15 protein-coding genes, 1 tRNA gene, 1 other RNA gene and 1 riboswitch are annotated in these 19,354 nt (G+C 72.9%); of the genes, 15 read left to right on the top strand and 2 right to left on the bottom strand.

What is annotated here, in order from left to right; all coding sequences use genetic code 11:
• The first annotated feature begins 78 nt into the window (after positions 1-78).
• From ftsE to IF01_RS0117000, 8 genes are all read left to right on the top strand, one after another.
• On the top strand, positions 79-768 hold the full coding sequence (gene ftsE / locus IF01_RS0117030) for a cell division ATP-binding protein FtsE (protein ID WP_030394280.1): 690 nt from the start codon (positions 79-81) through the stop codon (positions 766-768).
• 76 nt (positions 769-844) lie between these two features.
• The gene (gene ftsX / locus IF01_RS0117025) at positions 845-1,756 is read left to right on the top strand and encodes a permease-like cell division protein FtsX (protein ID WP_030394279.1); all 912 of its coding nucleotides are present in this window, start codon (positions 845-847) and stop codon (positions 1,754-1,756) included.
• A gap of 122 nt (positions 1,757-1,878) precedes the next feature.
• Positions 1,879-3,027 carry a S41 family peptidase gene (locus IF01_RS0117020; protein WP_030394278.1) on the top strand — a complete coding sequence of 383 codons (1,149 nt, stop codon included), beginning with the start codon at positions 1,879-1,881 and terminating at the stop codon, positions 3,025-3,027.
• A 44-nt stretch (positions 3,028-3,071) separates the two neighbouring features.
• The gene (smpB, locus tag IF01_RS0117015) at positions 3,072-3,548 is read left to right on the top strand and encodes an SsrA-binding protein SmpB (RefSeq protein ID WP_030394277.1); all 477 of its coding nucleotides are present in this window, start codon (positions 3,072-3,074) and stop codon (positions 3,546-3,548) included.
• An 86-nt stretch (positions 3,549-3,634) separates the two neighbouring features.
• Positions 3,635-4,016: a transfer-messenger RNA gene (gene ssrA / locus IF01_RS45010) on the top strand.
• 128 nt (positions 4,017-4,144) lie between these two features.
• Positions 4,145-6,445: a HelD family protein gene (locus IF01_RS0117010; protein ID WP_030394276.1), complete on the top strand. Its 2,301-nt coding sequence runs from the start codon at positions 4,145-4,147 to the stop codon at positions 6,443-6,445.
• A gap of 446 nt (positions 6,446-6,891) precedes the next feature.
• Complete coding sequence (locus IF01_RS0117005) at positions 6,892-8,364, top strand: NAD-dependent malic enzyme (protein ID WP_030394275.1); 1,473 nt, start codon at positions 6,892-6,894, stop codon at positions 8,362-8,364.
• 558 nt (positions 8,365-8,922) lie between these two features.
• Positions 8,923-9,204 (top strand): HU family DNA-binding protein, encoded by a 282-nt coding sequence (locus tag IF01_RS0117000; protein ID WP_030308200.1) that lies wholly within the window; start codon positions 8,923-8,925, stop codon positions 9,202-9,204.
• A gap of 115 nt (positions 9,205-9,319) precedes the next feature.
• Here the strand turns inward: IF01_RS0117000 and murA are convergent, their stop codons facing one another.
• Positions 9,320-10,693 (bottom strand): UDP-N-acetylglucosamine 1-carboxyvinyltransferase, encoded by a 1,374-nt coding sequence (murA, locus tag IF01_RS0116995; protein WP_051742537.1) that lies wholly within the window; start codon positions 10,691-10,693, stop codon positions 9,320-9,322.
• A 318-nt stretch (positions 10,694-11,011) separates the two neighbouring features.
• Here murA and IF01_RS0116990 point away from each other — a divergent pair, with 318 nt between their 5' ends.
• The 6 genes from IF01_RS0116990 to IF01_RS0116965 all read left to right on the top strand — a co-directional run bounded on the left by IF01_RS0116990 (position 11,012) and on the right by IF01_RS0116965 (position 18,442).
• Positions 11,012-11,596 (top strand): YqgE/AlgH family protein, encoded by a 585-nt coding sequence (locus IF01_RS0116990; RefSeq protein ID WP_030394273.1) that lies wholly within the window; start codon positions 11,012-11,014, stop codon positions 11,594-11,596.
• An 85-nt stretch (positions 11,597-11,681) separates the two neighbouring features.
• Entirely contained in the window at positions 11,682-11,963 is a 282-nt protein-coding gene (locus IF01_RS0116985) for a DUF3039 domain-containing protein (RefSeq protein ID WP_030394272.1), read from the top strand.
• A 96-nt stretch (positions 11,964-12,059) separates the two neighbouring features.
• Positions 12,060-13,670, top strand: coding sequence for a beta-N-acetylhexosaminidase (locus IF01_RS0116980; protein ID WP_030394271.1), 1,611 nt, complete (start codon positions 12,060-12,062; stop codon positions 13,668-13,670).
• A gap of 325 nt (positions 13,671-13,995) precedes the next feature.
• Positions 13,996-14,862, top strand: coding sequence for an FAD binding domain-containing protein (locus IF01_RS50000; protein ID WP_051742572.1), 867 nt, complete (start codon positions 13,996-13,998; stop codon positions 14,860-14,862).
• Positions 14,859-16,118, top strand: coding sequence for a (2Fe-2S)-binding protein (locus tag IF01_RS51550; protein WP_094745574.1), 1,260 nt, complete (start codon positions 14,859-14,861; stop codon positions 16,116-16,118). Before IF01_RS50000 ends, IF01_RS51550 begins: the two co-directional genes overlap by 4 nt.
• Positions 16,115-18,442: a xanthine dehydrogenase family protein molybdopterin-binding subunit gene (locus tag IF01_RS0116965; protein ID WP_030394268.1), complete on the top strand. Its 2,328-nt coding sequence runs from the start codon at positions 16,115-16,117 to the stop codon at positions 18,440-18,442. Before IF01_RS51550 ends, IF01_RS0116965 begins: the two co-directional genes overlap by 4 nt.
• Positions 18,443-18,563: 121 nt before the next feature.
• On the opposite strand, the gene IF01_RS0116960 is transcribed toward IF01_RS0116965, so the two are convergent.
• Positions 18,564-18,638 (bottom strand) — tRNA-Cys (locus IF01_RS0116960).
• A gap of 258 nt (positions 18,639-18,896) precedes the next feature.
• Positions 18,897-18,961, top strand: a riboswitch (guanidine-III (ykkC-III) riboswitch).
• 45 nt (positions 18,962-19,006) lie between these two features.
• Between IF01_RS0116960 and IF01_RS0116950 the strand changes: the two genes are divergently transcribed.
• A complete protein-coding gene (locus IF01_RS0116950) occupies positions 19,007-19,321 on the top strand; it encodes a DMT family transporter (RefSeq protein ID WP_030394266.1) in 315 nt (104 codons plus the stop codon).
• Positions 19,322-19,354: the final 33 nt, after the last annotated feature.

Below are 19,354 nucleotides of genomic sequence, written 5' to 3'. Positions count from 1 at the left end.
CCCGCCCCCGGGCGGGCATGCCGAGGGGCGGATCGACCGAGGACTGGCGCCGCCTAGGATGGCCTCCGTGATGCAGCCGTGATCAGATTCGACAACGTCTCCAAGACCTATCCCAAGCAGAACCGTCCCGCCCTGGACAACGTCTCGCTGGAGATCGAGAAGGGTGAGTTCGTCTTCCTGGTCGGCTCGTCCGGCTCGGGCAAGTCCACCTTCCTGCGGCTGTGCCTGCGCGAGGAGCGGCCCAGCACCGGCGAGGTGCACGTCCTGGGCAAGGACCTGGGCAAGCTGTCCAACTGGAAGGTGCCGCACATGCGCCGCCAGCTGGGCACCGTGTTCCAGGACTTCCGGCTGCTGCCGAACAAGACGGTCGCGCAGAACGTCGCGTTCGCGCTGGAGGTCATCGGGAAGCCGAAGAGCGCCATCGGCAAGGTGGTGCCCGAGGTGCTCGACCTGGTCGGCCTCGGCGGCAAGGAGGACCGGATGCCCGGCGAGCTCTCCGGTGGTGAGCAGCAGCGCGTCGCGATCGCCCGGGCGTTCGTCAACCGCCCCATGCTGCTGATCGCGGACGAGCCCACCGGCAACCTCGACCCGCAGAACTCGGTCGGCATCATGAAGCTGCTCGACCGCATCAACCGCACCGGGACCACGGTGCTGATGGCCACCCACGACCAGGCCATCGTCGACCAGATGCGCAAGCGCGTCATCGAGCTCGACAAGGGGCTGCTGGTCCGCGACCAGGCCCGCGGCGTCTACGGGTACCAGCACTGACCGCTCGGCGCTGAACCCGTGGGCCGTCCGCCCGCCTCCTCCGACCAGCAGTACCGACCCTGGAGTTGTTGAACGCATGCGCGCCCAGTTCGTCCTGTCGGAGATCGGTGTGGGTCTCCGCCGCAACCTGACGATGACCATCGCGGTCGTCGTCAGTGTCGCGCTCTCCCTCGCCCTCGCCGGTGCCTCCCTCCTGGTCCGCGACCAGGTCAACTCCATGAAGGGGTACTGGTACGACAAGGTCGAGGTGAGCATCTACTTCTGCACCAAGGCCGACGCCCGCAACTCGCCCCAGTGCGACAAGGGCGCGGCCACGGACCAGCAGATCGCCGACATCAAGACCCAGCTGGACAAGATGGACTCGGTGGTCCAGACCTCGACCTTCGAGAACTCCACCGAGGCGTACAAGCACTGGAAGGAGATGAACCCGGACAACCCGCTCATCTCCGTCCTCGGCCCGGACGCCATCCCGCAGTCCTGGCGGGTGAAGCTGAAGGACCCGACCAAGTACGACGTCATCCAGAGCGCCTTCGCCGGCAAGCCCGGCGTGAAGTCGGTCGAGGACCAGCGGAAGATCCTGGAGAACCTCTTCGGCCTGCTGAACGGCCTCCAGACGGCGGCCTTCGTGATCATGGTGCTGATGCTCTTCGTCGCCCTGCTGCTGATCGTCAACACCGTCCGGGTGTCGGCGTTCAGCAGGCGGCGCGAGACCGGCATCATGCGCCTGGTCGGCGCCTCCAACTTCTACGTGCAGATGCCGTTCATCGCGGAGGCCGCGTTCTCCGCGCTGCTCGGCGCGGTGATGGCCTCCGGCCTGCTGCTCGGCGGGCACTTCTTCGTCCAGAACTGGCTGGCCGAGCGGGTGCAGTTCATCCACTTCATCGGCCTCTCCTCGGTGCTCGCGGTGATACCGCTGCTGGTCGTGGTGGGTATGGGCATGGCCGGCATCGCGGCCTTCTTCACCCTCCGCAAGTACTTGAAGGTCTGACCGGACGACGCTCCGGACGACCGGGCGGCCCCGGACGGCACTGCGCCGTCCGGGGCCGCCCGCGTTCCGCCGCCGTCCGTTGCGGCCCTGCTCGTGACGGCCTGCGCCTAGACTCCGGTGCCATGCCCGTCTCTCCCCGTGCGACCCGTCAGGCGGCCACCCTCGGCCTGGTGTTCGGCGTGGTCCTGCTGGCCGGGGCCGCCACCGGCGCCTGGGGCGAGCCGGGCGCGGCGGCGCGCCCGCCCTCGGCGGACGCCGCCCAGGCCGTCGCCGCGCCCCTCGGGGCCGGCCAGGACCCGGCCGGCGCGAACCTCTCCGAGCAGCAGGCCGAGCATCTGATCGGCGCCACCGGGGACCGCTGGGGCGCGTACTACAGCGCCCAGGAGTACGCCGAGTTCAGCCAGGGCCTGGACGGCCGCTACCTGGGCGTGGGCCTGTCGGTCGGCCGGGGCGAGGACGGCGTCACCACCGTCTCCCAGGTGCTGCCCGCCGGTCCGGCGGCCGCCGCCGGGATCGCGGTCGGCGACCGGCTGCTGCGGATCGGCGAGGACGAGGCCGACCGGCTGCCGGTCACCGAGGTGGTCGCCCGGCTGCGCGGACGCGAGGGCGCCGAGCGGCAGGCGGGCTCGGAGGTGGTGCTGGAGCTGCGACGGGGCGAGGGCGACGTCCGCGAGGTCCGGCTGCGCCGGGCACTGCTGGACAGCCAGCAGGTGACCGTCGAGCACCTGGCCGGCGGCGTGGTGCGGATCGCCGTCCGGGCCTTCACCTCCGGCGTGGCCGAGCAGGTGCGCGCCGCCGTGCGCGGCGCGCGCGCCGGGGTGGTGCTCGATCTGCGCGGCAACTCCGGCGGGCTGGTCGAGGAGGCCGTCGGCACCGCCGGGGTCTTCCTGGACGGCGGCCCGGTCGGCTCCTACCAGGACCGCGGCGGCACCCGCGAGCTCACCGCCCCGCCCGGCGGCGACCAGCGCACCCCGCTGGTGGTGCTGGTGGACGGCGGCACCATGAGCGCCGCCGAACTGCTCACCGGCGCCCTCCAGGACCGCGGCCGGGCCGTGGTGGCCGGCAGCAGGACCTTCGGCAAGGGCACCGTGCAGCAGCCCAGCCGGCTCGCCGACGGCGCCGTGCTGGAACTCACCGTCGGCCGCTACTACACCCCGGCCGGCCGCTCCCCGGAGGGCGCCGGGCTGGCCCCGGACGTCCCGGCGGGCGCCGCGGAGGACGCGGACGCGCTCGCCCTGCGGGTGCTCGCCGGTCTCGGCAGCCGCACGTAAAGGGGCTGCTGGAACACGGCCGGAGGTGCGAGAATGACGGCGCTATGGCAAAGGAAACCGGACACAAGCTGATCGCGCAGAACAAGAAGGCGCGACACGAGTACACCATCCTCGACACCTACGAGTGCGGCCTCGTGCTCACCGGGACCGAGGTGAAGTCACTGCGGGAGGGGCGGGCGAACCTGGTCGACGGCTACGCCTACATCCAGAACCACGAGGCGTGGATCGACAACGTCTTCATCCCCGAGTACACCCAGGGGACGTGGACCAACCACGCGGCCCGGCGCAAGCGCAAGCTGCTGCTGCACCGGATGGAGATCCAGAAGATCGAGACGAAGGTCCGCGACGCCGGCCACACCCTCGTCCCGCTCTCGCTGTACTTCAAGGACGGCCGGGTGAAGCTCGAACTGGCCCTCGCGGTCGGCAAGAAGCTCTACGACAAGCGGCAGACCCTGCGCGAGAAGCAGGACACCCGCGAGACGGCACGCGCCGTGGCGGCCGCCCGGCGGCGCCAGCGTTAATCGGCTGGACCCCCGCTGGTCGCCTCGCGTAGGATGGCGCCAGCAACAAGGACGGTCACCGTCCGCGCTGTTTCTCAAAAAAACATGGGGATGATCGGTTTCGACAGGGGATGTTGAAACAGGGGAAGCGAGCCGAGGAACGCGGCAATGATCTCGTTAACCACATGCCGCAAAAAAATAATCGCCAACTCTAAGCGCGATTCCCAGCAGTTCGCTCTCGCTGCCTAATAAGCACCGATAGCGCTTGGGTGTCAGACCGGGGAGTTCCCGACCCGGACCCTGGCATAATCTAGGGAACTCAACCGTCCGCCCGGGCTGCGAGGGTGGATGGGAAATCAAACAGCAGCTGGGCCTGTTGGCGGCTTGTCCGTGTGACTGCCAGGGCCGAGAAAAGCACAGCGGACTGCGCTCGGAGAAGCCCTGAATTAACTCCACTGGACCCGGGTTCGATTCCCGGCATCTCCACCACCCCATGTTCACAGTGAAGGCCGTCCACCGCGTTGCGGAGGGCGGCCTTCACGTTTCCCCCGGCCTGGGCGTAGGATCGTCCGTCCGCTCGTATCCCGGAGCGGGATTCCGCCGCAACCACCGAGGCCATGCAGAGCAACACGGACACCACCGCCACCGACCACGAGACAGTGCGCGCGCGCGAGATCGCCGGTGAGCAACGCCACCTCGACACCGTCTACCACCGTCTGGAGGAGAAGCTCGCCGAGGCCGAGTACATCCTCGAGGACGCCGCCAAGCGGGTGCACGTCGGAACTCCGGGCGCGCTCGCCGAGCGCGATGCCCAGGTGTACCGGGCCGGCGCGCACCTCCAGCGGCTCAACAACGAGTTCGAGGACTTCCTGTTCGGCCGGGTCGACCTCCAGCAGGCCGATGCCCCGGAGGAGCACGGCATCCCCTCGAACACCCCGCTCGACCCGGCCGACCCGACCGTCGCCGAGACCCTGCACATCGGCCGGCTCGGCGTGCTGGACGCCGAGTTCGGTCCGCTGGTGATCGACTGGCGGGCGCCCGCCGCCGCGCCGTTCTACCGGTCCACCCCGCTGGAGCCCGGCCGGGTCCTCCGCCGTCGGGTGATCCGCTCCAAGGGCCGCAAGGTGATCGGGGTCGAGGACGACCTGCTCCGCCCCGACCTCACCCCCACCCTGGACGGCGAGGAACTGCCGGTGGTCGGCGACGGCGCACTGATGGCCTCGCTCGGACGCGCCCGCAGCCACACGATGCGCGACATCGTCTCCTCCATCCAGAAGGAGCAGGACGAGGTCATCCGCGCCCCCGCGGCCGGGGCCACCCTGGTCACCGGCGGGCCGGGCACCGGCAAGACCGCGGTCGCGCTGCACCGTGCCGCCTTCCTCCTCTACCAGGACCGCCGCCGGTACGCCGGGGGCATCCTGGTGGTCTCGCCGACCCCGCTGCTGGTCTCCTACACCGAGGGCGTGCTGCCCTCGCTCGGCGAGGAGGGCCAGGTCGCCATCCGCGCGGTCGGCTCGCTGGTCGACGGCATCGAGGCGGGCACCTACGACACTCCGCGGGCGGCCCGGATCAAGGGCTCGGCCCGGATGGTCCAGCTGCTGCGCCGGGCCGCCAGGGCGACCCTGGAGCTGCGCGCCCCGCAGGAGCTCAAGGTGGTCGCCCGCGGCGAGGTGCTGCGGCTGGACGCGGGCCGGCTCAGGACCGTGCGCGGCAATGTCGTCGGCTCCGGCGGCACCCCGCTCAACCTGCTCCGCCCGCGAGCCCGCCGGCTGCTGCTGGACGCGCTCTGGCAGGAGGCCGTCCGCGACCTGCCCAGGCCGGCCGACCACTACGCCCGCGAGCGGCGCCAGGAGGAGAAGGAGGCCTTCGACGAGTACGTCTCGGACGAGGCGCCGTTCCTGGCCTTCCTGGACGCCTGGTGGCCCGCGGTCACCCCGCGCGCGGTGCTCGGCACCCTGAAGCAGTCCCGGAACACCAACCGGATCGCCCGCGGCGCGGTCACGCCGGAGGAGTCGAAGGTGCTGGCCGCCTCCTGGCGGCACCTGTCCGAGCACGGCGAGGGCGCGCTGTCGGCGCACGACGTGGCGCTGGTGGACGAGCTGCAGCTGCTGCTGGGCGAGCCGGCCAGGCCGAAGTTCCGCGAGGTCGACGCGGCGGACCTGCTGACCGGTCTGGACGAGGTCACCACCTTCGCCGACCGCAACGCCCGGCAGCGGGAGAGGGTGCCGGCCGAGCGCACCGAGTACGCCCATGTGATCGTGGACGAGTCGCAGGACCTCACCCCGATGCAGTGGCGGATGATCGGCCGCCGGGCCCGGACGGCCACCTGGACCATCGTCGGCGACCCGGCGCAGTCCTCCTGGCCGTTCCCGCAGGAGGCCCAGGCCGCGCTGGACGAGGTGCTGTCCGGCAAGCCGCGCCGCCGCTACACGCTGACCGTGAACTACCGGAACCCGGCCGAGATCGCCGAGGTGGCGGCCAAGGTGCTGGCGCTGGCCGCGCCGGGCACCCCGTCGCCGAGCGCGGTGCGGCACGTGGGCGTCGAGCCGAGGTTCGCGGCCGTCACCGACCCCTCGCCGGAGGCCTTCGGCGCGGCCGCCCGGGCCGAACTGGAGCTGCTGCTGGGCAAGGTGGACGGCACGGTGGCCCTGGTGGTGCCGATGGACCGGCGGGCCGAGGCGGCCCGCTGGGCCGAGGGACTGGGCGAGCGGGTGGTGACACTGGGCAGTCTGGAGGCCAAGGGCCTGGAGTACGACGCGACCGTGGTCGCCGATCCGACCGGGATCGCCGGCGAGTCCGAGGCGGGCCTGCGGGTGCTGTACGTGGCGCTCACCCGGGCGACCCAGCGGCTGACCGTGCTGTCCGGGCCGGACGACCTGCCCGACGCGGCCGGGACGCCCGCGCTGCTGCGCGGCTGAGCGCGCCGCCGTCCGCCCGCGCGGGCACCTGACGGAGTGTGACGGCCGGTCCGCCCGGACCGGCCGTCGCCGGACCGCTGCGCGGGCACGGCGGCGGAGTGCTGACGCGGAGCACCGCGAGAGCACTGCGGGAGCACGAAGAAGGCCCCTCACCCGGTGGGTGAGGGGCCTTCAGAAGCTACGACACCGACCCGCCATGCTCGCCTCGCGGCAAGTGGTCCCTCGAAGGGACGAAGGTTGGGCCCGGGGGCTTGGATCGAGCCGGTGTCCCGTCCAATGTAACGCATCGGGCGCCGGAGGCAAGAAGTTGTCGGGTCCGCACACTCAATGAACGTTATTTCTGACTGTGCCCTGGTAGGTGCGACGATCGAGGTCTAGCATGCGCAGGCGAGGGACTTCAACAATTTGTTGAACTCGCGGACGGACAGACGGAAGAAGGAACGTCGATGGCGACGGTGCCCAGTGTCTCCAACTCGATCACGGTACGGCTGGAGGTCCCGGCCACGGGCAACGCCGTCAGCGCGATCACCACGGCCGTGGAGTCCTCCGGCGGCTCGGTGACCGGCCTCGACGTCACGGCCTCCGGCCTGGAGGCACTCCGGATCGACGTGACCGTGGCGGCCAGCTCGGTGGCGCACGGAGAGGAGATCGTCGAGAAGCTCCGGACCATCGACGGTGTCACGATCGGCAAGGTCTCGGACCGTACCTTCCTGATGCACCTCGGCGGCAAGATCGAGATGTCCTCGAAGCTGCCGATCCGCAACCGTGACGACCTCTCGATGATCTACACCCCGGGTGTCGCCCGGGTCTGCATGGCGATCGCCGAGAACCCCGAGGACGCCCGCCGCCTCACCATCAAGCGCAACAGCGTCGCCGTGGTCACCGACGGCTCCGCGGTGCTGGGCCTGGGGAACATCGGCCCGGCCGCCGCGCTGCCGGTCATGGAGGGCAAGGCGGCCCTTTTCAAGCGCTTCGCCGGCATCGACGCCTGGCCGATCTGCCTGGACACCCAGGACACCGACGAGATCGTGGCCATCGTCAAGGCGATCGCCCCGGGCTTCGCGGGCATCAACCTGGAGGACATCTCCGCGCCGCGCTGCTTCGAGATCGAGGCCCGGCTGCGCGAGGCCCTCGACATCCCGGTCTTCCACGACGACCAGCACGGCACCGCGATCGTGGTGCTGGCGGCGCTGATGAACGCGCTCAAGGTGGTCGGCAAGGAGATCTCCGAGATCCGGGTGGTGATGTCGGGCGCCGGCGCCGCCGGCACCGCGATCCTCAAGCTGCTGATGGCGGCGGGCGTCGAGCACGCCACCGTGGCGGACGTGCGGGGCGTGGTCCACCAGGGCCGCGACGACCTCAACGACAACCTGCGCTGGATCGCCGACCACACCAACCGCTCGGGCCGCACCGGCAGCCTCAAGGAGGCCGTGGCGGGCGCCGACGTCTTCATCGGCGTCTCGGCCCCGAACCTGCTCGACGGCGAGGACCTGGCCACCATGGCCGCGGACGCGATCGTCTTCGCGCTGGCCAACCCGGACCCGGAGGTCGACCCGGCGGTGGCCCGGCAGACCGCCGCGGTGGTCGCCACCGGCCGCAGCGACTTCCCGAACCAGATCAACAACGTGCTGGTCTTCCCGGGTGTCTTCCGCGGCCTGCTGGACGCCCAGAGCCGCACCGTCAACACCGAGATGATGATCGCCGCCGCCCGGGCGCTGGCCGCCACCGTCGGCGACGACGAGCTCAACCCGAACTACATCATCCCCAGCGTGTTCCACAAGGACGTGGCCAAGACCGTGGCCGCCGCCGTCCGGGACGCCGCCCTGGCCGCCACCTCCGAGGCGCCCACGCCGTCCCGCCCGACCCCGGGCATCGTCGGTACGCTCGACACCGCGTCCTTCCCCGCTGTGCGGCTCTGACCTCGGAATCCGTCGACGGGCCCCTGCGCCGGGCCCGCCATCCGGCTTCCGCGGCGGTGCCCGCGCGGTGACGTGGATCGATCAAATGACCGATTAACGGTCGTACCCGCCCATTCCCGCCCCGAACCCTTGCGACACAAGGGCGAGGGGCGTGTTTGGGCTTGTCGGACCTAGGGCGTACGGTAGCCCTGCACGGGGCAGGCGTGTCCGACAAGTACGGAACGTCCCCCTGGTCTTCCGGCGCGTCGTCCCGACCGCCGCCCGCGCCCGGTCCGCCGGAGCCGACGGAGCGTCACACCTCCGGCGGGCGGGCGCTGTTCGGGTCGTTCCGCCGGGGCCCGATTGGCTTTCTCGGGGCCGGTCGGGGCAGGATTCGTATCCGGGCAGGCAGGCGGGCCTTCGAAGGCACGGCGCGCGGCACTGGGTGCGGACCCGGCCCGCGACCACGCATTGCCTGCATGAGCACAGTGTGCGGACCCGCGGCCCATCGGGGTGCCTCCCGGTGGGAGTACCGACGGGCCCCGGCACACCGCAAGCGAACAGACCACAGGAGTACACATGAACCGCAGTGAGCTGGTGGCCGCGCTGTCCGAGCGCGCCGAGGTGACCCGCAAGGACGCCGACGCCGTTCTGGCCGCCTTCGCCGAGATCGTCGGCGAGGTCGTCGCCAAGGGCGACGAGAAGGTCACCATCCCCGGTTTCCTGACCTTCGAGCGCACCCACCGCGCGGCCCGCACCGCCCGCAACCCGCAGACCGGCGAGCCGATCCAGATCCCCGAGGGCTACAGCGCCAAGGTGAGCGCCGGCTCCAAGCTGAAGGAAGCCGCCAAGGGCGCCTGAACAACCCCTTGAACGCCCGGGAGGCCGGGTCCCCCTCGTGGGGACCCGGCCTCCTGTTCGTTCTCCGGGGGCCTCGGCGGCCCGGGCGGCCCCGGAGGGCCGCCGGACGCACCGGTCAGGCGTCGACGAGCGCGCCGCTCGGCTCACCGGCGGCCACCGCGGGCAGCTCGCTCGGCAGCTCGACGTGGGCGCCGAGGTCGCGCAGCTTGTCCATGAAGTTCTCGTAGCCGCGGTTGATCAGGTCGATGCCGTGCACGGTCGAGGTGCCCTCGGCCGCCAGCGCAGCGATCAGGTACGAGAAGCCGCCGCGCAGGTCCGGGATGACCAGCTCGGAGCCGATCAGCTTGGACGGGCCGGACACCACCGCGGAGTGCTGGAAGTTCCGGGCGCCGAAGCGGCACGGGGTGGCGCCCAGGCACTCGCTGTAGAGCTGGATGTGCGCGCCCATCTGGTTCAGCGCGCCGGTGAAGCCCAGCCGCGACTCGTACACCGTCTCGTGCACGATGGACAGGCCGGTGGCCTGGGTCAGCGCGACGACCAGCGGCTGCTGCCAGTCGGTCTGGAAGCCGGGGTGCACGTCGGTCTCCAGGGCGATCGCCTTGAGCTCGCCGCCCGAGTGCCAGAAGCGGATGCCCTCGTCGTCCACCTCGAAGGCGCCGCCGACCTTCCGGAAGGTGTTGAGGAAGGTCATCATCTCCAGCTGGCGGGCGCCGCGGACGTAGATGTCGCCCTTGGTGGCCAGCGCCGCGCAGGCCCAGGAGGCGGCCTCCAGCCGGTCCGGCAGCGCCCGGTGGTTGTAGCCGCCCAGCTCGTCCACACCGGTGATGAGAATGGTGCGGTCGGTGCCCAGGGTGATGATCGCGCCCATCTTCTGCAGCACGCAGATCAGGTCGACGATCTCCGGCTCGATGGCCGCGTTGCGCAGCTCGGTGACGCCCTCGGCGAGGACGGCGGTGAGCAGCACCTGCTCGGTCGCGCCGACCGAGGGGTAGGGCAGCTCGATCCGGGTGCCGCGCAGCCGCTGCTGGGCGACCAGGTAGGTGCCCTGCGGGTGCTTCTCGATGGTGGCACCGAACTGGCGCAGCACCTCGAAGTGGAAGTCGACCGGACGGCCGCCGATGTCGCAGCCGCCCAGGCCCGGGATGAAGGCGTGGCCGAGGCGGTGCAGCAGCGGGCCGCAGAAGAGGATCGGGATGCGCGAGGAGCCCGCGTGCGCGTCGATGTCGGCGACGTTGGCGCTCTCCACGTGCGAGGGGTCGAGGATCAGCTCGCCGTCCTCGTCGCCGGTGCGCACGGTCACGCCGTGGAGCTGCAGCAGGCCGCGGACCACCTTGACGTCGCGGATGTCCGGGACGTTGCGCAGTCTGCTGGGGCCCTGGCCGAGCAGGGCCGCGACCATGGCCTTGGGGACCAGGTTCTTCGCACCGCGGACGCGGATCTCGCCTTCGAGCGGGTTTCCGCCGTGGACCAGCAGGACGTCGTCGGTCATCGTTCTCGCAATCCGGGGTGCCAGAGGAGTGGGGCGGGCTCGGCGACGAGCCGGTCGGTGGAGCGTTTCACGGGCGCGTCGGGCCCCCGGTGTGACCGAGTCGGCACCGTGGAGGGGCGTCCACCATCAGTAGATGGTAGTGGTCGTGCCGATGGTTCCTGTGAGCCTCTCCCGTGATGGTGCTCTCCCCGGGCCCCGGGGCGCGCGCCGGTGCGTCCGTACGGGTGTTCGTGGCGAGCGGGTCGGGCGGGGCCGGGTGGCCGGTGCGGTCGCCGTTTCGGGTGCCGTCGCCGGGGGTTCTGCGGGATCATGTGAGGCATGACGGCGGCCCATTCGCACGGAGGCCGGTCCCACACCGGCCGACTGCTCGTCGCGACGCCCGTGCTCACCGACCCGAACTTCGCCCGGGCGGTGGTGCTCCTCCTCGACCACGACGCCGAGGGGGCGCTCGGTGTCGTGCTGAACCGGCCGACGCCGGTCGAGGTCGGCAGCGTGCTGGACGGCTGGGGGGTGCTGGTCGGCCTGCCCGCGGTGGTGTTCCAGGGCGGTCCGGTGGCACTGGACTCGGCGCTCGGCCTGGCGGTGGCGCCGGGGGAGCCGGGCACCGGGGAGCCGCTCGGCTGGCGCCGGGTGCACGGCGCGATCGGCCTGGTGGACCTGGAGGCGCCGCCCGAGGTGCTGGCCGGGGAGCTGGGGGCGCTGCGGATCTTCGCCGGCTACGCGGGCTGGGCGCCCGGGCAGCTGGAGTCGGAGATCTCCACCGGTGCCTGGTACCTGGTGGACTGCGAGCCCGGGGACATCTCCAGCCCGGAGCCGGAGCGGCTGTGGCGGGCGGTACTGCGGCGCCAGCGCGGGCCGCTGGCGCTGCTGGCGACCTATCCGGACGATCCGACCCTGAACTGAATCCGGCTCGGAATCGAAGGTGCGCCGTCACACCGGCGCCGCGACACTGGCCCGCTTCTCCGGGGCGCCCATAGACTTGGCACTCATGAGCACTCTTGAGCCCGAGCGCGGCCTCGGCACCGGCACCCTGGTCGAGCCCGTCCCGCAGGTGTCCCACGGGGACGGCGACCACGAGCGCTTCGCGCACTACGTCCAGAAGGACAAGATCATGGAGAGCGCGCTCTCCGGGTCCCCCGTGGTGGCGCTCTGCGGCAAGGTGTGGGTGCCCGGTCGCGACCCGAAGAAGTACCCGGTCTGTCCGATGTGCAAGGAGATCTACGACGGCATCGGCAAGCCGCAGGACGGGGACGGCGACAAGGGCAAGTAGCCCGCGTCCCGCCCGTTCCGCACACCACCGTTTTGCATGGTGCCGCGTTTCCCGAGTGGTCTATGCCACTGGTCGGGGTCGGGGCAGGATGGCGCAATGGACCTCATCCCTGCCCCCGTGAGTTCCGTCCGCCTCCCGGACCAGGACTTCCCGCTCGACCGGACGACCACCCTGACCGCGCCGCCGGAGCTGGCCGGGGCCGAACGGTGGCTGCGTTCCTCGCTGACCGCCGCCACCGGCCTGCCGCTCGCCCCGGGGCGGCCCGGCGAGGGCGTCGAACTGCTCCTCGACCCGGCGCTCGCCGGTGAGGCGTACCGGCTCTCGGTGCGCCCCGGCCACGCGGTGGTCACCGCCGGCGGCCCGGCCGGCGCGCTCTGGGGCGCCCAGACGCTGCGTCGGCTGCTCGGCCCGGACGCCTACCGGCGCGCGCCGCTGCGCCCGTCCGGCTGGGTGCTGCCCGGCGTCGACCTCGCGGACGAGCCGCGGTTCGGCTGGCGCGGGGCGCTGCTGGACGTCGCCCGGCACTTCCTGCCCAAGTCCGACGTACTGCGCTTCGTCGACCAGCTGTCCGCGCACAAGCTCAATGTGCTGCACCTGCACCTGACCGACGACCAGGGCTGGCGGGTGGAGATCAAGCGCTACCCCGGGCTCACCGAGCGGGCGTCCTGGCGCGAGCGCTCGATGGTCGGCTACCGGTCCGCCGGGCGCCGCGACGACCGCCCGCACGGCGGCTTCTACACCCAGGACGACCTGCGCGAGATCGTCGCCTACGCGGCCGAGCGGGCCGTCACGGTGGTGCCCGAGATCGACCTGCCGGGCCACACCCAGGCCGCCGTGGCCGCCTACCCCGAGCTGGGCAACACCGACGTGGTGGACACCGGGGCGCTCGGGGTGTGGACCGACTGGGGGGTCAGCCACAACGTGCTCAACCCCTCCGAGGCCACCCTGCGGTTCTTCGAGGGCGTGCTGGAGGAGGTCCTGGAGATCTTCCCGTCCGAGTTCGTCCACCTCGGCGGCGACGAGTGCCCGAAGGAGCAGTGGAAGGACAGCGCGGCCGCGCAGGCGCGGATCCGCGAGCTGGGCCTGAGCAACGAGGACGAGCTGCAGAGCCACATCATCCGGCACTTCGACCGTTGGCTGGCCGAGCGCGGCCGCCGGCTGATCGGCTGGGACGAGATCCTGGAGGGCGGCCTCGCCCCGGGCGCCGCGGTGTCTTCCTGGCGCGGCTACGGCGGCGGGATCGCCGCCGCGCAGGCCGGGCACGACGTGGTGATGTGCCCCGAGCAGCACGTCTACCTGGACCACCGGCAGGCACCGGGGGAGCAGGAGCCGATCCCGGTCGGCTTCGTGCGCACCCTGGAGGACGTCTACCGGTTCGAGCCGGTGCCGGCCCAGCTGGACGAGGAGGCGGCGCGCCGGGTGATCGGCACCCAGGCGAACCTGTGGAGCGAGTTCATGGACAGCGCCCGGGACATCGACTACCGGGCCTTCCCCCGGCTCGCGGCCTTCGCCGAGGTGGCCTGGTCCGCGCTGCCCGCGGACCCGGCCGCGCGCGACTTCGCCGGCTTCGAACAGCGGCTGGCCGGCCATCTGGAGGTGCTGGACGCGCTCGGCGTCGAGTACCGCCCGGCGGGCGGGCCGCACCCGTGGCAGACCCGGCCGGGAGTGGTGGGCCGGCCGATCGAAGGACCCCCGCCGGCGGTCTGAACCGCACGGCCGGCGGTCCGGACCGGACGGCCCGCGGGAACTTCCGGGCGGTCGTCGGACGTCAAGAACAGATGAACATCCGCCCCGGTCCGAACCGGACCGGGGCGGATACCGCCCGGTATCGGTCCCAATCGGGCAGTACCGTTCGCCTGTCCCGAAATGATCATCGAGCATTGTGTGCCAGAGTTGCCCAACCCGGCCCGATCGCCCGTACCCTACGGGCCAGGCCGGGCTGCCGGAGCGGACACCCCGGTCCAGGGGCCGCGGGCGGCAGGCGATCGATGAGCAAGTGGAGCACGGTGGGACCCAGGTGAACCGGACGATCATGCTGCCGGCCTCCCTCGACGAGGCCGTCGAAGCGCTGGCCGCTCATCCGGCCGCGGTGCCGGTGGCCGGCGCCACCGACCTGATGGAGGCCGTCAACGCCGGACGCCTCCGCCCCGCCTCGCTGGTCGGCCTCGGCCGGATCACCGAACTCCGCGGCTGGCGCTACGAGGACGGCGGCACCGCGGTCCTCGGCGCCGGGCTGACCCACGCCCGGATGGACCGCCCGGACTTCGCCGCCCTGATCCCGGCGCTCGCCGACGCCGCCCGCACCGCCGGCCCCCCGCAGGTCCGCAACGTCGGCACCCTCGGCGGCAACATTGCCACCGCCGCCCCGGCCGGGGACACCCTGCCGGTGCTCGCGGCGCTGGAGGCCAGCGTCACCCTGGCCCGGGCCGGCGCCACCCGCGAGGTCCCGGTCAGTCACCTGTTGACCGGTCTCGACCCGCTGCGGCCCGGCGAACTGCTCACCTGGGTGCGGGTGCCGCTGCTGCACGCCCCGCAGGTCTTCCTCAAGGCCACCGGCCGCAGCGGCCCGGCCCGCGCCACCGCCTCCGTCGCCCTCGTCCTGGACCCGGCCCGGCGCGCCGTGCGCTGCGCCGTCGGCGCCGTCGCCCCGGTCCCGCTGCGGCCCCTGGAGGCCGAGGCCTGGGTCGCGGGCTGCATCGACTGGGACGGTTCGCGGGAGATCGACCCCGCCGCGACCGCGGCCTTCGGCGAGTACGTGGCCGCGGCCTGCGTCCCCGACGGCTACGGCGCGGAGGGTGCCTGGGAGGCCGTCACCGAGGGGCCGAGCGCGGCCGCCGTCCGTCTGCGGCGTACCGTAGCGGTGCTGGCCCGCCGGGCACTGGGAAGGGCGCTCAAGTGACCACAGACCACCCCATCGAGGCCCTGGACGCGGGGCTGCTCGACCACGCGCACGACCACGCGCCGCAGGTCAGCCGGGAGCTGCGGCCGACCACCTCGTACACCCTGCGGGTCAACGGATTCGAACGGCCCGTCACGGACGCCTGGATCGGCGAGAGCCTGCTCTACGTGCTGCGCGAGCGGCTGGGCCTGGCCGGCGCCAAGGACGGCTGCGAGCAGGGCGAGTGCGGGGCCTGCTCGGTGCAGGTCGACGGCCAGCTGGTGGCCGGCTGCCTGGTGCCCGCCGCGCTCGCCCAGGACAGCGAGATCAACACCGTCGAGGGCCTGTCGGCCGGCGGCGGCGCCAGCGACGTCCAGCAGGCGCTGGCCGAGTCCGGCGCGGTGCAGTGCGGCTACTGCGTGCCCGGCCTGGCGATGGCCGTGCACGACCTGCTCCAGCGCAACCACCGGCCCACCGAGGTCGAGGCGCGCCAGGCGCTGTGCGGCAACCTCTGCCGGTGCACCGGCTACCGGGGCGCGCTGGCCGCCGTCCAGACCGTCGCCGACGCGCGCGCGGCGGTGGCCGGCGCCGCGGAGGCGGCCGCCGAGGAGGCCGCGGCCGCCCCGGCGGACCGGGCCGCCGCACCCGCCGCGGCCGCCCCCGCGGACCCCGGACCGCAGACCGCAGACCTGCCGGTCTACACCGAGGACACCTGGATCGAGCACGTCCCGCAGCCGCGCACGGAGGAGGCCGGCACCACGGCCGGCACCGGCGCCGGGGTCGGCACGGGCTACGGCACCCAGGACGGGCACGGCACGCCCGACCGGCACAGCGCTCCCGACGGTCACGGCGCCCCCGACGGTCGGGGGGGCTACGACGGGCAGGGCGGCTACGACAGCGGGGTGTACGACACCACCGTGCTGGCCCCCGTCCGGGACGTCCCGCCCCAGCAGGCCGACGGGTCCACCGGGTTCTACCCCGCCCAGGGCTACCCCGAGCAGCAGCCGTACCCCGGTGCGACCCCGGCGCACGGCACCTACCTGCCCGGGACCGGCTACCCCGACCAGGGCGGCTACCCGCAGCAGCCCGGCTACGACACCGCCTCGGCGTACGACGGCCCGGTCTACGAGACCCCCGCCACCCCCGCGCACGGCACGCCGTACGTCCCCGCACCCCCGCACGGCGTCCCGGCCGAGGGCACCGCCCAGGCCGGCGTCCCGTACGGCGCCACCCCCGCCCACGGCATCCGGCTCCCCGAGGACGACCACGCATCATGACGTCGCCTACCGACATCGGCGCAGCACCCCAGCAGGACGGCGACGCGGGCGGCACGACGGAGCCGTTCGGGTTGGGCAGTTCCCCGCTGCGCAGCGACGCCCTGCCCAAGGCGCTCGGCATCTACCCGTACGCCGCCGACCTGTGGGCCGAGGGCCTGCTGTGGGGCGCGGTGCTGCGCTCGCCGCACCCGCACGCCCGGATCCTCGGCATCGACACCTCGGCCGCGCTGGCCCTGCCCGGTGTGCACGCGGTGGTCACGGCCACCGACCTGCCGGCCGGTCCGGACGGCAGCCCGGACGGCGCGCCCTCCGGGCCGATCGTCGCCGACCGCCCGGTGCTGGCCGCCGGGGTGGTCCGCCACCACGGCGAGCCGGTGGCCGCGGTCGCCGCCGACCACCCCGACACCGCCCGGCTCGCGGTCGGCCTGATCGTCGTCGAGTACGAGCCGCTGGAGGCCGTCACCGACCCCGAGCAGGCCTTCACCGCCCCGCCGCTGCACCCGGACGGCAACCTCTTCCGCCACCTGCCGCTGCGCACCGGCGACCCGGACGCGGCCGGCGAGATCATCGTCGAGGGCCTGTACCAGGTGGGCCGGCAGGACCCGGCCCCGCTCGGCGCCGAGGCCGGCCTGGCCGTGCCGCGCCCGGACGGCGGCGTCGAGCTGCACCTGTCCTCCACCGACCCGCACGGCGACCGGGACCGCACCGCGACCTGCCTGGGCCTGGAGCCGGACCGGGTCCGGCTGGTGGTCACCGGCGTGCCCGGCGCCACCTCCGACCGCGAGGACCTCTCCTTCCAGGTCACCCTGGCGCTGCTGGCGCTGCGCACCGGCCGTCCGGTGAAGATGACGCTCACCCGCGAGGAGTCCTTCCACACCCACACCTCGCGGCACCCGGCGCTGCTGCGCTACCGCCACCACGCGGACGCCGACGGCACGCTGGTGAAGGTCGAGGCGCAGATCCTGCTGGACGGCGGCGCCTACGCGGACGTCTCGGCCGAGGCGCTGGCCGCCGCCACTGCCTTCTCGGTCGGCCCGTACAACTGCCCCAACGTCTTCGTGGACGCCTGGGCGGTGCGCACCAACAACCCGCCGGCCGGACGGATGCGCGGCGAGGGCGCGCTGCAGGCGTGCTTCGCCTACGAGTCGCAGCTGGACCAGCTCGCCGCCCGGATCGGCGTGGACCCGGTGGAGGTCCGCCGGCGCAATGTGATGGCGACCGGCGACCCGCTGCCCACCGGACAGGCCGTCACCTGCCCGGCGCCGGTGGCCGCGCTGCTGGACGCGGTGGCCGCGGAGCCGCTGCCGGCGCTGCCGGTGGACGACCCGGACGCCGAATGGCTGCTGCCGGGCGGGCCCGGCGGCGCGGGCGACCCGGCCGCGGTGCGGCGCGGGATCGGCTACGCGCTGGGCATGGTGCACATGCTGGGCGCCGAGGGCGAGGACGAGGTCGCCACCGCGACGGTGCGGGTCAGCGGCGACCACGCCACGGTGATCTGCGCCGCGGTCGACGCCGGCCAGGGCTTCGCCACGCTGGCCCGGCAGATCGTGCAGAGCGTGCTGGGCGTCAGCGAGGTGTACATCGCGCCCGCCGACAGCGACCAGGCGGTGGCCGGGCCGGCGGCCCGGGGCCGGCACACCTGGGTGTCCGGCGGCGCGGTCGAGCGGGCCGCGCTGATGGTCCGCCACCAGCTGCTCCAGCCGATCGCCGCCGACTTCGGGATGTCGGTGGAGCTGCTGCAGATCGCCGAGGGCAAGATCACCTCGTACGACGGGGTGCTCGGCATGCCGGTGGCCGAGGCGCTGGAGGGCAAGGAGCTGTGGGCGACCGCGCAGTGCCGCCCGCACCCGACCGAGCCGCTGGACGAGGCCGGCCAGGGCGACGCCTTCGTCTCCATCGCGTTCTGCGCGATGCGCGCGGTGGTGGACGTGGACATCGAGCTGGGCGCGGTCCGGGTGGTCGAGGTGACGGTGGCCCAGGAGGTCGGCCGGGCGCTGAACCCGCGGCAGATCGAGGACCGGATCGAGGCGGGGGTCGCCCAGGGCGTCGGCCTGGCGCTGCTGGAGGACCTCCGTACCGAGGGCGGCGTGCTGGCGAACCCCTCGCTGACCGGCTACCGGCTGCCGACCGCGCTGGACACCCCGGAGATCCGGGTCGCCGCCCTGCTGGAGGAGCGTGACGTGGTGGCGCCGTTCGGGGCCAAGGCGGTCAGCGCGGTGCCGGCCGTGACCGCGCCGGCGGCGGTGGCCGCGGCGGTCCGGGCCGCCACCGGCCTGCCGGTGGGCCGGCTGCCGATCCGCCCGGAGGACGCCGTCACCGGCTGAGCCGGTGCCGCCGGGTGATTCCGCAGGAGCGCGGAATCACCCGGGGCCCGCGTTCTGTTTCGGAAAGCACGACGAATTGCCGGGCGGCGCCATTTCGGCGCCGGACCGGCAATTCGTTTTCTGGAGGCCATGACGGGAATCGAACCCGTGTGCACCGCTTTGCAGGCGGTTCCCTAAACCACTCGGGCACACGGCCATGGGGTGGGGCTGGTGGTGCGGGCTGGAACTGCGGGTGCGCTCAGGCGCAGCGGCAGCAGCGACAGGCGCGACAACACCGGGGAGCGGTGGTGCAGGTGCGGGGCGCGAGGGCCGCCGTCCTCCTGTCCATGTCCGACTCCTTGTCGTCGTTCGCCGTGTTGATGAATTCAGTCTGGCGGAATACCGGGCGGAGCGTCAATATCCTGTTGCAAATTCTGTGTGGCGGGATTCCCGACCGGGTGTGCTACGGTCGGGAACAGGTGGTCCTCGCGGCCGCCCCGGACGAGCGCGTCGTACCCGGTCACGACAAGACGGCGCAGTGACAGCGGCAACCCGGCCGCTGCCGACTGCGGAGGTACGGCCGTCATGGCTTGGCTCGTTCTGATTATTTCCGGTGTCCTGGAGACGGTGTGGGCGGTGGCCCTGGAGAACTCCAAGGGCTTCTCCCGGCTGGTCCCGACCGTGGTGTTCGGCATCGCCCTGGCGCTCTCGATGGGCGGACTGGCGTACGCGATGCGCACGATCCCGATCGGCACCGGCTACGCGGTCTGGGTCGGCATCGGCGCGGTGGGTACCGCGCTCTACGGCATGGCCGTGCTCGGTGACGCGGCGACCCTGGCCCGGATCGGCTGCCTGCTCCTGATCGTCTCCGGCGTGGTGGGCCTGAAGGTGCTGCACTGACCCTCCCGCGACCCTCCCGTCCTAGGACCGGGG

The sequence above is a fragment of the Kitasatospora purpeofusca genome, from assembly GCF_000718025.1.
GTDB lineage: Bacteria > Actinomycetota > Actinomycetes > Streptomycetales > Streptomycetaceae > Kitasatospora > Kitasatospora purpeofusca.
The sequence above is the reverse complement of the archived record's forward strand: the minus strand, read 5'-3'. Positions and strand labels throughout refer to the sequence as shown.

Bases quoted from the DNA above. Each gene is read 5' to 3' on its own strand.
- IF01_RS0116990 (WP_030394273.1), top strand. From the start codon at position 11,012: ATGACGGCGGCCCATTCGCACGGAGGCCGGTCCCACACCGGCCGACTG.
- IF01_RS0116985 (WP_030394272.1), top strand. From the start codon at position 11,682: ATGAGCACTCTTGAGCCCGAGCGCGGCCTCGGCACCGGCACCCTGGTC.
- IF01_RS0117005 (WP_030394275.1), top strand. From the start codon at position 6,892: ATGGCGACGGTGCCCAGTGTCTCCAACTCGATCACGGTACGGCTGGAG.
- IF01_RS0116950 (WP_030394266.1), top strand. From the start codon at position 19,007: ATGGCTTGGCTCGTTCTGATTATTTCCGGTGTCCTGGAGACGGTGTGG.
- IF01_RS0117020 (WP_030394278.1), top strand. From the start codon at position 1,879: ATGCCCGTCTCTCCCCGTGCGACCCGTCAGGCGGCCACCCTCGGCCTG.
- IF01_RS50000 (WP_051742572.1), top strand. From the start codon at position 13,996: ATGCTGCCGGCCTCCCTCGACGAGGCCGTCGAAGCGCTGGCCGCTCAT.
- ftsX (WP_030394279.1), top strand. From the start codon at position 845: ATGCGCGCCCAGTTCGTCCTGTCGGAGATCGGTGTGGGTCTCCGCCGC.
- IF01_RS0116965 (WP_030394268.1), top strand. From the start codon at position 16,115: ATGACGTCGCCTACCGACATCGGCGCAGCACCCCAGCAGGACGGCGAC.
- IF01_RS0116980 (WP_030394271.1), top strand. From the start codon at position 12,060: ATGGACCTCATCCCTGCCCCCGTGAGTTCCGTCCGCCTCCCGGACCAG.
- smpB (WP_030394277.1), top strand. From the start codon at position 3,072: ATGGCAAAGGAAACCGGACACAAGCTGATCGCGCAGAACAAGAAGGCG.
- IF01_RS0117000 (WP_030308200.1), top strand. From the start codon at position 8,923: ATGAACCGCAGTGAGCTGGTGGCCGCGCTGTCCGAGCGCGCCGAGGTG.
- murA (WP_051742537.1), bottom strand. From the start codon at position 10,693: ATGACCGACGACGTCCTGCTGGTCCACGGCGGAAACCCGCTCGAAGGC.
- IF01_RS0117010 (WP_030394276.1), top strand. From the start codon at position 4,145: ATGCAGAGCAACACGGACACCACCGCCACCGACCACGAGACAGTGCGC.